Origin of the sequence: Pyxidicoccus trucidator (assembly GCF_010894435.1) — a bacterium.
Lineage (GTDB): Bacteria > Myxococcota > Myxococcia > Myxococcales > Myxococcaceae > Myxococcus > Myxococcus trucidator.
Genome location: NZ_JAAIXZ010000026.1, coordinates 46,234 through 59,263, shown reverse-complemented (window position 1 = coordinate 59,263; position 13,030 = coordinate 46,234). Strand labels below are relative to the sequence as shown.

Annotated in this window: 9 protein-coding genes and 1 pseudogene; 1 reads left to right on the top strand and 9 read right to left on the bottom strand. The window is 69.8% G+C overall.

Annotated features, from left to right (window positions below):
- Nucleotides 1-21: 21 nt before the first annotated feature.
- On the bottom strand, nt 22-357 hold the full coding sequence (locus G4D85_RS43775; RefSeq protein WP_164020240.1) for a tellurite resistance TerB family protein: 336 nt from the start codon (nt 355-357) through the stop codon (nt 22-24).
- A gap of 61 nt (nt 358-418) precedes the next feature.
- Nucleotides 419-982 (bottom strand): annotated as a pseudogene (locus tag G4D85_RS43770) (DsbA family oxidoreductase); the annotation flags it as partial.
- A 274-nt stretch (nt 983-1,256) separates the two neighbouring features.
- Between G4D85_RS43770 and G4D85_RS43765 the strand changes: the two are divergent.
- Nucleotides 1,257-3,293, top strand: a complete 2,037-nt coding sequence (locus tag G4D85_RS43765; protein WP_164020238.1) for a S9 family peptidase — start codon at nt 1,257-1,259, stop codon at nt 3,291-3,293.
- 84 nt (nt 3,294-3,377) lie between these two features.
- Here the strand turns inward: G4D85_RS43765 and G4D85_RS43760 are convergent, their stop codons facing one another.
- From G4D85_RS43760 to G4D85_RS43730, 7 genes are all read right to left on the bottom strand, one after another.
- The gene (locus tag G4D85_RS43760; RefSeq protein WP_240359860.1) at nt 3,378-3,659 is read right to left on the bottom strand and encodes a hypothetical protein; all 282 of its coding nucleotides are present in this window, start codon (nt 3,657-3,659) and stop codon (nt 3,378-3,380) included.
- Nucleotides 3,660-3,758: 99 nt separating this feature from the next.
- Nucleotides 3,759-4,496, bottom strand: coding sequence for a DUF4142 domain-containing protein (locus G4D85_RS43755; RefSeq protein ID WP_205525971.1), 738 nt, complete (start codon nt 4,494-4,496; stop codon nt 3,759-3,761).
- A gap of 219 nt (nt 4,497-4,715) precedes the next feature.
- The gene (locus tag G4D85_RS43750; protein WP_164020237.1) at nt 4,716-5,114 is read right to left on the bottom strand and encodes a DUF1622 domain-containing protein; all 399 of its coding nucleotides are present in this window, start codon (nt 5,112-5,114) and stop codon (nt 4,716-4,718) included.
- 97 nt (nt 5,115-5,211) lie between these two features.
- Nucleotides 5,212-6,990, bottom strand: a complete 1,779-nt coding sequence (locus G4D85_RS43745) for a peptidase MA family metallohydrolase (protein WP_164020333.1) — start codon at nt 6,988-6,990, stop codon at nt 5,212-5,214.
- Nucleotides 6,991-6,998: 8 nt separating this feature from the next.
- Complete coding sequence (locus G4D85_RS43740) at nt 6,999-10,145, bottom strand: DUF4175 family protein (protein WP_164020236.1); 3,147 nt, start codon at nt 10,143-10,145, stop codon at nt 6,999-7,001.
- A gap of 231 nt (nt 10,146-10,376) precedes the next feature.
- On the bottom strand, nt 10,377-10,919 hold the full coding sequence (locus G4D85_RS43735; RefSeq protein ID WP_164020235.1) for a MarR family winged helix-turn-helix transcriptional regulator: 543 nt from the start codon (nt 10,917-10,919) through the stop codon (nt 10,377-10,379).
- Between the two features lie 326 nt (nt 10,920-11,245).
- Nucleotides 11,246-12,961 (bottom strand): dipeptidase, encoded by a 1,716-nt coding sequence (locus G4D85_RS43730; protein ID WP_164020234.1) that lies wholly within the window; start codon nt 12,959-12,961, stop codon nt 11,246-11,248.
- Nucleotides 12,962-13,030: the final 69 nt, after the last annotated feature.

The following is a 13,030-nucleotide window of genomic DNA, read 5'->3' as shown; positions in this document are numbered from 1 at the left end:
CCCGGGGCCTCGGAGGACGAGTCAGCGCGTGACGCCGAGCAGCTCGCGGAGCTGCCGCAGCATCTCGATTTCGTCCCCATGCACGTGGCTGTCGCTGGCCATCAGCGTCCGGGCCGACTGGATGACGGCGTCCGGATTGGCGCGCAGCACGCCCAGGTTCGGCGCGGGGAGCGGCTCGCCGTTCTTCAGGCACCGGGTAATCGCGGCAAGCTCCTCCAGAGGCACGCTCATGCCGCGCGCGGTGTCCACGACGTGCTCGATTTCCTCGCGCGTGACGCGGTCATCGCTGGTGGCGACCTGGAGCAGCAGCTTGACGACTTCGATTTGGAAGCGGGCATCGCCCGACGCGGTGGTCATCGCGCCCCATTCCTAAGCGACTCCCCGGGGACAGGAAAGCCCCCCGGGGCACCAGGAACGCTCAGGGCGTGGCGCGGGGCTGCACGCCCAGCCGCTGCATCGCCTGCTTGAAGACGGAGTACTCCTGGGCGCCCTGGAGGCCGAACTTGTCGCCGAGGATGAAGGTAGGCACCGCGTTGATGCCCATTTCATGGGCCTGACGCACGGAGTCCTCCACGGCCTCCTTGTAGCGGCCCTCCTCGACGGCGCGCTGCACGTCGTCCGGATTCAGCCCGGCTTCCTGGGCCGCGCCCCGGAGCGTGTCCCACTGCCACAGGTCCTGGCCCTCGCTCCAGTAGCGCCGGAGGATGGCGGCGTTGAAGGGCTCCAGCTTCCCGTGCTCTCGGGCGTACTCCGCGGCCTGGTGGGCACGCCGGGTGGAGGGAATGACCTCCCGCTCCACCATGGTCAGCCCGGCCGCGGCCGCGCGGCGCTTCAGCGGGTTGTTGGGGTCCTTCATCTTCTCGCGCACGTAGGCCGGCAGGGGCAGGCCCTCTGGCGGGGTCTCCGGGCGCAGGAAGAACGGACGCCAGTCCACCTGGACGTCATATTCCTTCTTCAGCTTCTCGACCTCCACGAGGCCGACGTAGCACCAGGGTCAGACGAAGTCGGACCAGACGCGGACGATGACAGGGTCGCTCATGCCCATGGCTCTAACACCCTCGCCTCGCGCCGTCATGCCTACGTGAAGGCGCGGTGTGCGGCCGTGGACGTGACGCACCGGCCCAGGGCGCGTCACGCGCGGTCCTTGTGACGCGAGGTGGACAGCGCTCGGGGGAGCGGGCAGCGTCCACTCCCGAACGCACTCCCGCGCCCTGACTCCTCGTGGGGCGGACGCGGGCCCACCCAGGAGGAACACCTTGCCGCTGTCGCTCATCGCGGCCCTGGCCCTTGGCGCTGCACCCGCGCCGGCCCGGCCCCAGCCGTACACCATCCAGGACCAGGTCACCCTACGCCGGCTGAGCAACCCGCGCGTCTCCCCGGATGGAAAGCAGCTCGCCTACGTCCTGCGCACCACCGACATGGAGGCCAACCGCGGGCGCACGGACTTGTGGCTCGCCCACCTCGACGCCGAGGGCGCCCCACGCCAGCTCACCTCGCACCCGGACGCGGACTCCGAGCCCATCTGGGCCCCCGACGGGAAGAGCCTCTTCTTCCTCTCCTCGCGCGGCGGCTCCTCGCAGGTGTGGCGCCTGCCCGTGGACGGCGGCGAGCCGCTTCAAGTAACGAAGCTCCCCCTCGACGTGGGCGCCTTCCGCCTGTCCCGCGACGGCAGCCAGCTGGCCGTCGCCCTGGAGGTGTTCCCCGACTGCCCCAACCTGGAGTGCTCCCCCCAGCGTGAGGTCGAGCGCTCCAAGAAGAAGGCCACCGGCCGCAGCTACGACAAGCTCTTCGTCCGGCACTGGGACACGTGGAAGGAGGGCAAGCGCTCGCACCTGTTCGTCGTCCCCGTGGCCGGCGGCACGCCCGTGGACGTGATGAAGGGCATGGACGCGGACAGCCCCTCCAAGCCCTTCGGCGGCGCGGACGAGTTCACCTTCACCCCGGACGGCAAGAGCGTGGTCTTCACCGCTCGCGACGTGGGCCGCGCCGAGTCCTGGTCCACGGACCTGGACCTCTTCCTCGCCCCCGTGGACGGCAAGGCGAAGCCGCGCAAGCTCACCGAGAAGAACCGCGCCACCGACACCAGCCCCGTCTTCAGCCCGGACGGCAAGACGCTGGCGTACCTCGCCATGTCGCGTCCCGGCTACGAGGCGGACCGCTACCGCGTCATCCTCCGTGCCTGGCCGGGCGGCCAGGAGCGCGTGCTCGCCGAGGAGTGGGACCGCTCCGCCTCCGCCCTCGCGTGGAGCGCGGACGGCAAGACGCTCTACGCGGTGGCCAACCACCTCGGCCTGCAGCCCGTCTTCGCGCTGGACGTGGCCAGCGGCAAGGTGAGCCAGCTCACCAAGGACGGCACCGACGACTCCCCGCAGCCCGCCGCCGGAGGCCGCGTCGTCTACGTGCATGACGACCTGGACTCGCCCGCGGACCTGCATGTCATGAACGCGGACGGCACCGGCTCGCGTCAGCTCACCCAGGTGAACCAGGAGCACCTGGCCCGCATCCGCTTCGGCGCCTTCGAGCAGTTCGAGTTCCCCGGCTGGAACAACGAGACGGTGCGCGCCTGGGTGGTGAAGCCGGTGGACTTCGATGCGAAGCGCCAGTACCCGCTGGCCTTCCTCATCCACGGCGGCCCGCAGGGCTCCTTCGGCAACCACTTCCACTACCGATGGAACCCGCAGTCGTACGCGGCGCGTGGCTACGTGGCCGTCATGGTCGACTTCCACGGCTCCACCGGCTACGGGCAGGCCTTCACCGACGCCATCCGCGATGACTGGGGTGGCAAGCCGCTGGAGGACTTGCAGAAGGGCCTCGCCGCCGCCCGGGAGCGCTACCCCTTCATCCACAAGACGCGCGGGTGCGCGCTGGGCGCCAGCTACGGCGGCTACATGATCAACTGGATTGCCGGCAACTGGCCGGACGGCTTCCAGTGCCTCGTCAACCACGACGGCATCCTCGACGAGCGCATGGGCTACTTCGACACGGAGGAGCTGTGGTTCCCCGAGTGGGAGCACAAGGGCACGCCCTGGGAGAACCCCGAGGGCTACGGCAAGCACAGCCCCATCAACCACGTGGCGAAGTGGAAGACGCCGATGATGGTCATCCACGGCGGCCAGGACTTCCGCGTGGTGGAGACGCAGGGGATGGGCACCTTCACCGCCCTGCAGCGCAAGGGCATCCCCTCGAAGCTGCTCTACTTCCCCGACGAGAATCACTGGGTGATGAAGCCGGCCAACAGCGTGCAGTGGCACGACGAGGTGCTGGCCTGGCTGGACCAGTGGACGCGCAAGTAGCGGCGTGAGTCACGCCCGCCGGGGCCCCGCTTCAGGCGCGGGCCCCGGTACGCCTCCCGAGCGGCGCAGGAGCGTCGGCGCGACTCAGGACGGGATGTCGAAGCACTCGTCGATGCAGTTCTCGAGGACCTCCGCGCAGGTGCGGTCGTCGATGCAGCGAGCGCAGTTCTCCACGCGCTCCCGGCGGTCGTCCTCGTCGTCCTCCTCCACCCACTCCTCGACGCGCTCGGCGCACGCGCCGGTGTCGATGTCGTCGTCGAAGCAGTTCTGCCGCTTGTCGCAGATGGAGTCCGCGTCGTTCGCGCAGCCCGTCAGCAGCGAGCCGAGGGTGAGCGCGGTGGCCAGGGTCAGGGTCCGGAGCATCATGGCGCGGCATCATGCAACGAAGCCGCGCCCCCCGGAATCACCAGGAGGCGCGGGGTGTCATGAGGCGAAAACGCGCCCGTATTGCCGAGGTGACGAGGGCTACTTCTTCGGTGCGGGCGTGGTGGGCGCCGTCGTGCCACCCGTGGAGCCGTGGCCCATGGAGCCGTGGTCCATGTTGCCGCCCGTGCTGCCCATGGTGCCGGAGCCGCCCACGGCCATGCCGTCGTCCAGCTTGCCGAGGATGGTCCAGGCCTGCTCGCGGTGCGCGGGCACCTTCTGGGTGAGCTCCTGCATCATCGCCGTCATCTGCGGGTCCATGGTGGGCATGGCCTGCTTCGACGCCATCACCTTGCCGAGCGTGGCGTCGTGGTCGGCGACCTGGCCGGCCATGTAGGCCGAGTCGAAGGCGGCGCCCTTGAGCACCTGGAGTTCCTCCATGCTGGCCTTGTCCTGGGCCATCATCTTCTTCTCCAGGTCGTTCGCCGGCTTCGGCATGTCCGCGACCTTCAGGCCCTTGCCCTTCGCATGGTCCATGAGCTTCTGGTCCATGGCGGTGTGGTCCTTGACCATCATGCTGGCAAAGGACTTCACCTCGGGATTCATGGCGCTCTTCTCGGCGAGCTGGCCGAGCTTGATTTCCTGCTGGTTGGCGTAGTGCAGCTGGTCCAGCAGCGCCTTCTCGTCCTTGGGGGCCATGAAGCCCTTGAAGTCGCCGCCCATGCCCTTCTCGGCCTTCATCGGCTGACCGGGAGACGGGCTGCCCGGGCCCTGGGCGAGGGCGAGACCGCCGGTGAGGAGCGAGGCCGTGACGATGATTCCCTGAAGGGTGCGCTTCATGTCGTGCTTCTCCTTTCGTACTTCGGAAAGTCTTGAAACCCCTGGCTGTCGGGCGCGCACCTTGGAACGAGGTCGCGGCAAGTCGTATGCGCCGGACCGGCGGTCCGTGAAGCACCACACGTTCGGAGGGCTCATGGGTGCGCCGGCCAACGGTGGCCCTGCCCATCAGTCTCGGTTGGGAGCGCTCCATGCCGCATGGAGCGCTCCGCCTCATCGGCCTCACGGGGCACGCGGGGGCGACGCGGGGGGAGCCCCGGGGCCATTCACGGCCTTGGAGCCCGTCTCGCGCTGCTGCCAGGGCCAGCGGCCCTCCAGCTCCACGGTGAGGGTGAAGCTGAGGAAGGTCCGGATGAGGACGATGAGGCCCAGCACGAGGACGGCGCGCAGCGAGGGCTCCTCGCTCACCGTGCGGATGATGTCGGCGGCGACGAGGAACTCCAGGCCCAGCAGAATCGCGCGACCCAGGTTGAGTCGGAAGCGGTGGTAGGCCACGTCCCGCATCAGGCCCCCGCGCATCGCGAGCAGCACCAGGGACAGGAGGGCGCCCAGCACCATGGCGGCCACGCCCGCGACCTCCATGATTTGCGCGGACAGCGCGATGAGCGAGTCGAGCTCCATCCTGCCCCCCCGCGCCTGAAGCTACGCACGGACAGGGGAGCGCCCATGGATGGGTGGGCGCTCGGCCGGACGGCTGCTGCCCGCCCGCGTCGCCGGCTCAGCGTCCGGCGTCGGGCGCCTGCTGCTGCTGTGCCGGCTGCTCCCCGCCAGGGACTCCGGCGGCGGAGACATTCATCTCCGACAGCTCATCCTCATCCTTGAGGAAGGTCTGGGCCACGTGGTCCACCTGCTCGGGCTTGAGGTTGGTGAGCTTCACGGCGGCTGTGCGCGCGCGGGTGGCCAGCGCCGACTCGCCCAGTTCGCCGTGGATGCGCGTGAGGGCCAGGTGGATTTCCGGGTCGAACGGGTCCGAGGCCAGGGCCTCCAGGTATGCCGTCTTCGCCTTCGGGTAGTCCTTGCGGAACACGAGGATGCGGCCCAGGTGCACGTTGGTGGAGGGCGAGCCCGGGTACACGCGCAGGCTGCCGCGCAGCACGCTCTCCGCCTCGTCCAGCCGCCGCAGCTCCAGCAGCGCCAGCGCGTACTTGTTGGAGATGGACTCGTACTTGTCGCCCACCAGCTTGTGGGCCTTGGCGTACTCCTCCGCCGCGGCCTTCACCCGGTTGCGCTCGCGCAGCACCTCTCCCAGATGGGCGAAGCGGCGCGCCGGCACCTCCTCCACGTTGTCGAAGTCGCCGAAGGAGATTTCCCGCCCCTTCTTTTCGCTCTCGTCCTTCGCCTTGCCCTTGGCGTCCTCCTTGAGCACCACGCGCTCCTCGCGCGGGAGCAGCTCCTGCGGGAAGGGCTGCTTCTTGATGTGGGCCAGCCACGCCTTCTCGAAGAGGGCGAAGGGCATGCCCGTGGCCGTCTCCACCGCCTTGCGGTCCTTCTGCCCGGCCTTCAGCTCCTGGATGATGGCGCGAAACCCCGCGGAGCCCTTCGTCTGGTGCACGTAGTCGATGGCGTAGAACACCTCGGCGAACGCGACGGCCGCGTCCTCCGCCGTGGGCAGCAGCGCAATCGACGGGTGCATCTTCTCGAAGGGGATGAGCGTGTCCGCCTTCACGCGCTTGCCCAGCAGGGCCTGCGTGGAGGGCGTCATGGCCAGGCCGCCCTTGCCGCGCCAGCGCGACTCCAGGAACTTGGCCAGGCCCTCGTGCAGCCAGATGGGCACGGTGTTGCGGCTCATCTGGCTGATGACGAGGTGGATGTACTCGTGCGCCAGCGTGTCCTGCCAGTCGTAGCCCTGGGCCACGGCCTTGGGGCTGGTCACCATCAGCTTGCTGAACTTGCAGATGGCGATGGTGCCCGTGGTGCGAATCTGCTTCTCCGTCAGCGTGCTCACCCGCGCCAGCTCGCGCGCGTTGTTGACGACTTCGACGCGAATCTTCCCGCCCGGCGGCGTCCAGCCCAGGTCCTCGGCCATGGCGCGGTGGATGGCCTCCAGCGTCTCCAGGGCGTAGGGGACGAGCACCTCCTCCTTCCCGTTCGGGTAGAAGAAGATGAAGTGCTCGCTCTCCGCGCGCTGGTGCCTCTTGATGATGTCGCGCGTGTCCTTGGCCAGCCGCAGGTAGCTGCCCGGCTTGTCCTCGATGTTGGCGCCCTGCAGCAGGGACACCGCGTCCTCGTAGCGCCCCTCCTCGAAGGCCAGGCGGCCCTGGTAGTACTTCAGCGGCTCCAGCTCGGCGGGGACGAGCGGCTCCACCTCGGCCAGCTCGCGCTTCGCGCCGGGGAGGTCCCAGTCGTCCAGGGACTGGTCCACGCGGCCCAGCCGGTCCTTCACCTCGTCCTTGAGCGAGGCGTCCTGCGCCCACGCCGCCGGAGGCAGGCAGCAGACGGCCACGGCCAGCACGGCGAAGAGGGCCCTCACGGCCAGCGGAGACTCGTGCTTCGGCATGGCGTGGCTCACTTCACCAGCTCCTCGTAGTAGCGCTTCACCTGCTCGCGGTACTTCTCCGGCGCGCCCTGCTTCATCGCGTCCAGCAGGTCCTTGCGGAACTCCTTCGGCGCCTGGAAGGCGTCCTCGTCGGGCAGCTCCACCTCGTTGCGCGGGTCCTTCCCGTTGCCCTCCTGGCGGCGCGAGCCCGCGCCCATGGGCAGGGGCAGGCCGCCCTTGCCGCCGCGCTGGCCCTCCTGCATCTGCCGCTGGAACTGGCGCAGGCCCTCCAGCGCCGCCTGCTGCTCGCCGTAGCCGCGGCCCGGGTCCTTGCCCTGCATCCGCTGCGCGGCCTCGCCCATGCGCTGGCCCACGCCCTCCATCTGCTGCGTGGCCTCCTCACCGAAGAGGGGCGCCATCTGCTGCATCTCCTCCATCTGCTGGCGCAGCCCCTGCGCGCGCTGCTCCAGCTCGCCCTGCTGCTGCGAGAGCTGCTGCAGTTGCTGCCGCTCCTGCTGCGACAGCTGCGAGCCCGGCGGCGGGAAGAGGGACTGGAGCTGCTTGTTGACCTCCTCCACGTTGCGCGCGTCGCGCTCCAGGCGCTGCGCGAGGTTGGCGGACTGCTGCCGCACCTCGGGCGGGTTGCCGAACATCTCGTCGAGCTGCTTCTGCTGCTCGCCCATCATGGAGAGCTGCCGGGCGGCGTCCTCGGCGCGCGCGGCGGCCTCGGCCGCGAGGTCGAAGTCGTTCACCTTCAGCGCCTGCTCCACGTTCTGCAGCTCGGACTGGGCCTCTTCCAGGGGACGCGCGGCGCGGCTGTTGAGCTGCTCGGGCTGGAGCTTCTTGTAGTCCTCCTGCGCCTGCTGCACCTTGCGCAGCAGCTCGTCCTTGAGGGCCTTGCCCTTCTCCGCCAGCCGCTCGCGGTTCTGAGAGCGGGCCTGGTCTCTCAGCTGGCGCGTCTGGTCCGCCACCTTCTGCTGCTCCTGCACCGTGGTCTGCAGCTCCTCCATGAACTTGCCGAACTTCTCCACCAGCTCGGGGTTCTGCTCGGAGCCGAGCTCGCTCGACTCCTTGTCCAGGTTCTGGAGCATCTCGTCCATCTGCATGCCGAGCTCCTGGAGCTTGGCCAGGGCCTCTTCCGTCTTGCCCTCGCGCATGAGCTTCTCGACTTCGTCGAGCGCGCCCTGCATGTCCTGCTCCTTCATCATCTCGGAGAGGGCCTCGGCGTTGTAGTGCTCGTCGCGGATGCCCTTGCGCATCTCCGCCATGCGCTGCATCAGCTCGTTGATGCGATTCTTGAGCTGCTGAATCTGCTCCATCACCGCCTGGCGGGCCTCCTCGTCGGGGTTGTTCTTGAACTGCTCGACGAGGTTGGCCAGCTCGCGCCGCTCGTTGGCGAGCTGCTTGCCCAGCTCCTGCAGGGCCTCCAGCTTCTGCCGGTCGATGAGCGACTCCAGGTAGAGGATGTCCTTCTCCAGCTCCTCAATCTCCTCGTTGACGGTGGAGGTGAGGCGGTTGCCGGTGCCCCAGTCCTCGCCCCGGGCGCGCTGGGTGCGCAGGTAGAGGCGGCGGAAGTCGGCGGTGCCGTTGATGTGGCTGCCGAGCGACTCGGAGATGTGGCTCAGCGCGGAGACCAGCTCGGTGGGCACGTCGCGCTCGCGCGCCAGCTCCCGGGCCAGCGTGCGCATGTCCGTCACCAACTGCTGCCCGCTGGTGTCCACGGACGCGGCGGAGGCCACGGCCTGCGGGTCCTTCTGCTTCGCGCGGTCCGGGCCCTCCAGGCGGTCCGCGAGGTGGTCCACCATGCGGCCCCAGAGCTGCTCGGCCTTCTCCAGCGCGGCGCGGCGGTGCTCGGCGGCGGAGTAGATGCGCAGCACCTGCGTGCGGCTGACGCCCTTCTTCGGGCCCTCCACCGCGTCGTTGTCCTGCGCCTCCACGTAGTAGGTAATCCTGTCGCCAGGGTCGACCTTGAGCGCGCCCAGGTCCCACGTGTGCGTGGCGCGGTTGCGGCGGCCGTCCTCGCGCGGCAGCGGGACACGCGTCTCCTTCGTCGTGCCGGGCGTGCGGAAGACGAGCGCGAGGCCGGACAGGCCGTAGTCGTCGGTGGCCTCGTACTTGAGCGTCACCTTCTCGCCAGGGTCCACCTCCAGCTCCATCGCGGGCGTCATCAGCGACACCTGCGGCGCCTTGTCCGCCTCCACGTTGAGGGCGATTTCGGGGCCGGTGACGAGGAGCTTGTCGCGCGGGCCATAGAAGACGAAGCGGTAGTGGCCGGACTGCTTCGCGACGAAGGAGCCCTCCAACTCCCGGTTGCCGGCGACGGTGAGGGGCAGCGGCTGGCCGTTGACCACCAGCTCCGCGCGCTCCACGGGGCGGTCCGAGCGCGTCTTGAGCACCACCTCGGTGCCCGCCGGGGCGCTCACCTCTCCGTTGGTGCCGGGCACGGTGCGCTGCGTGAGGCCCGTGTACGCGGGGTATCGGTACGTCAGCTCGATGTCGCCGGTAATCGGCTCGACCTGCGCCTGGGCCTGGGGGCTCCTGGCCAGCTCACGGATGCGCGCCAGGCCGGCGCTCCAACGCCCGCCCAGCAGCACCATCAACACGGCCAGGGCCAGCAGGACGCCACCGGAGGCGAGCGCGGCGCGGCGCACCGGGCGGCCGTCCACCACGGAGCGCACGTCCACGGTGCGCACCCGCGTGTCCATCTGCTCCAGGAAGGCGCCGGCCAGGTCCGAGGACCAGCCCGCCTCGGGGCCTCGCTGGCGCTTCAGTTCGACGGCGGCGAGCACGTCCAGCGACAGCTCCGGGCGCCGCTGGCCCACCAGCCGCGCGGTGCGGACGTCGTCGCCCACCTGCTGCTTCGCGCGCCACAGGCCGAAGGCGCAGGCCACCGCGACGCCGACGGGGAGGGCGAGCCACAGCACGGAGCCACCCAGACGGGGGACTGCCAGTCCGAGGAAGCCACCGGCCACCAGCAGCACCGCCGCCGCGGAGAGGCCCAGCATGCTCCCTTGCAGCCACAGGTTGCGGCGCTGGCGGGTGCGCACCTCGGAGAGGAGGGCCGCCACCCCCAGCGTCTGGGAGCCCGGCGTGGCCCGGGAGGCCGGCGCCCAGGGGGGCGGGGGAGGCGGGGGCGGCAGCTCGGGGCCTGGGGTCTGCGGGGTGTCGAGATTCACGCTGTCCTGTCCGCTCTGTGGCGAGGCAACCCGTACCGAGGCAGCCTATTTCCCGATTCTCTAGCAGCCTCACCTCCGGCGCGAGGTGCCCGGGCCCGGGGACTCACGGGAGCGGCTCGCGGTGTCGGGCGCCGGAAGGAGGCGGAAGGGAGAGGGTCCGGGAGGCAACGCGAGGGGACACCCGACCCTTCCAGGCCCCCCGCGCGCTCCTGGCGGGGGGCGGGCGGCCGGTCAGCGCGAGGCGGGCTTCCGGGCGCCGGACTCGCCGCCGTCGTCTTCCGGCATGGGGACGCCACCCAGCTCCTGGGCGAGCGCGGTGAGCACGTCCTGGGTACAGAGGATGCGCGTGCGCGACATGCGGGAGAGGACGCGCTGTACGGCGGACTCCACGGTGCCCTCGGAGGGGATGTCGAGCGAGCGGCCCGTCTCGGTGAGGGCGAACAGCGCCTTGCGCCCGTCGAGCGGATCCGCCTTGCGCTCCAGCAGGCCTCGCTTCTCCAGCCGCTTGAGGACGCCGGTGAGGGTGCTGGGGTGCACATGGAGAATCTGCGCGAGCGTGCCGGCGGTGATGCCCGGGAAGCGGCCGACCAGACGGACGACCAGTCGCTGCGGCCCGGTGAGCCCGAGCGTGGACTCCATGCGCTTGGAGGTGGACTGGAGGCCGTGGTCCACGGCCCAGAGCAGGCGCATGAACTCGAGCACCTCTCCGAGGGGAGGGCCCTTGGGCCGCTCGCCTTCCTGCGGCGCTGGCTCGTCGGTGTCCATGTCCTTCATGGATACATCATCCTTCACCTGCTGCCTCCCTGTCTCTCCGGTCGTTTGAGTCGCACATGGTGTATCCCTTCAGGGGGACTCCTGCTGAGGAAAATCCGTTGCCTGTTGGTCACCAGCAAGCGACGGGCCGGACTTCCGCTCGCCCTGGGAGCCCCCGGGCGGCCCTGGCGCGCTGGACGGGCCACGCGGCGGGAAGGGCCTGGGGGGAGGGGGGAGGCTGGAGGGGCTTGCCTGGTCGCTTGCCGCGTCGCGTAGGCGGCTGAAACACGAAGGCCCTTCCCCGGTGCGGGCGGGAAGGGCCATTGGCGCGAGTCGTTGGGCTCCGCCTACGGCGCCGGGGCCACGGTGGGCTTCGGTCCGGGCTTCGCGGCCGGAGTCGCGGGAGCTGCCGGAGCGGCAACGGGCTTCGGCTCCTCCTTCTCGGGCTCGGGCGGCATCTCCAGCGTCCTGCCCCGCTCCTTCGCGATGCGCCGGTACCACTCCTCCGAGTGCTTCGGGTGGTTCACCTTGCCCTGCTCGTCGCGGACGTTGCCGTCGATGTACTTCACGAGCAGCGTCTCACCCAGCTTGCGCCACTGGCTGTGGACCCGCTCGCCCTGCTTCACCGAGTACGCGGTGAGGTACTGGCGCGCCTCCTCGGGGCTGCGCTTGTACAGCTCCAGCGCGGCCTTCTCGACGTCGGCCTGGTCCGCGAGGAACTGGCCCTCCAGCGCGCCCTGCTCGCGCTGCACGTCCACGGATATGTCACTCCAGCGCGCGTAGGCCTGGTTCGACACCCAGTTGAACACCCAGAAGGACGAGTCCCAGGAGAACTTCCCGCGGCTCGCCACGCCCTGGGCGAAGTTCTTCGGCACCTCGCGGATGCCCGCGTACATGGGCGTGTAGACCGTCATTGCCGTGTCATCCAGGCCGAACCAGAGCACTCCGCCAATGGGGCCCGGCATCGACTGGCGCATCTGCGCGACGAGCGAGAAGGCCGTCTGCTGCGTGGAGATGGCGCGCTCGTGGACATACTTCTTCCCATCCACCTCCCACGTCATCGGCCGCCAGCGGTAGGGCGCCGCGTACGGGCCCGCGCCCACGTCCTTCGTCATGTCCAGCGGGGTGCCCCCGAAGTGGTCCCGCATCAGCGCCATGGTGTCCTGCACGGACAGCTTCTTGTCCGGCTTCACCCACAGCGGCAGCCGCTTGCCCGGCGCCGAGCCGTCCGCGTACTCCACGCCCAGCTTCATCGACGGGGCCGCGCGCCGGAAGATGCTCCACACGCGCCCCTCGGCGAAGCGCTGCCCGCCGAAGTCCAGTGGGTGGTACGCGTCCGCGAAGCTGAACTTGTCGTCCGCGCCCTTGAACCAGCCCTTCTCCTTCGCGAAGGAGATGACGTCCTTCGAGTAGAGCGCGTTGTTCGGGTCGTTCAGGGGGAACTGGGTGATGCGCGCCTGGTTGGCGTGCGCGGAGATGTAGCCGTCCGGCAGCCGGAGGGCCACCCACACCGCGCCCTTCTGGCCCTTGCCCTTGCCAATCAGCTCCAGCAGCCAGGCCTCCTTCGGGTCGGCGATGGAGAACGTCTCGCCCGTGGAGGCATAGCCGTGCTCGGCGACCAGGGAGGTCATCACCTGGATGGCCTCGCGCGCCGTCTTCGCGCGCTCCAGGGCGATGTAGATGAGCGAGCCGTAGTCGACGATGCCCGCCGGCCCTTCCAGCTCCTCGCGGCCCGTGAAGGTGGACTCGCCGATGGAGAGCTGGTGCTCGTTCATGTTGCCCACCACCGAGTACGTGGCGGGCGGCTGCGGAATCCGGCCGAGGAACTTCCCGGTGTCCCACTCGAAGATGTCGCGCATGGCGCCCGTCGCGTGGCGGCGCGCGGGCGTGTAGTACAGCTCGCCGTACAGCTCGTGCGCGTCCGCCGAGTAGGTCATCAGGGTGGCGCCGTCCACCGTGGCTCCCTTGGACACCACCATGCTGGTGCAGGCGAGCACGGGCGGAGCGACCAGTGCCGCCGTGACGGGCAGCACCGTGAGCAGGTTCGCAATGCGTCGGTTCATGGCGGCGGAGCCTACCAAGTCGCTTCCGGTTGGCTACCGCTCAGGGAGTGTGCCTCCCTGGTTGCTCTC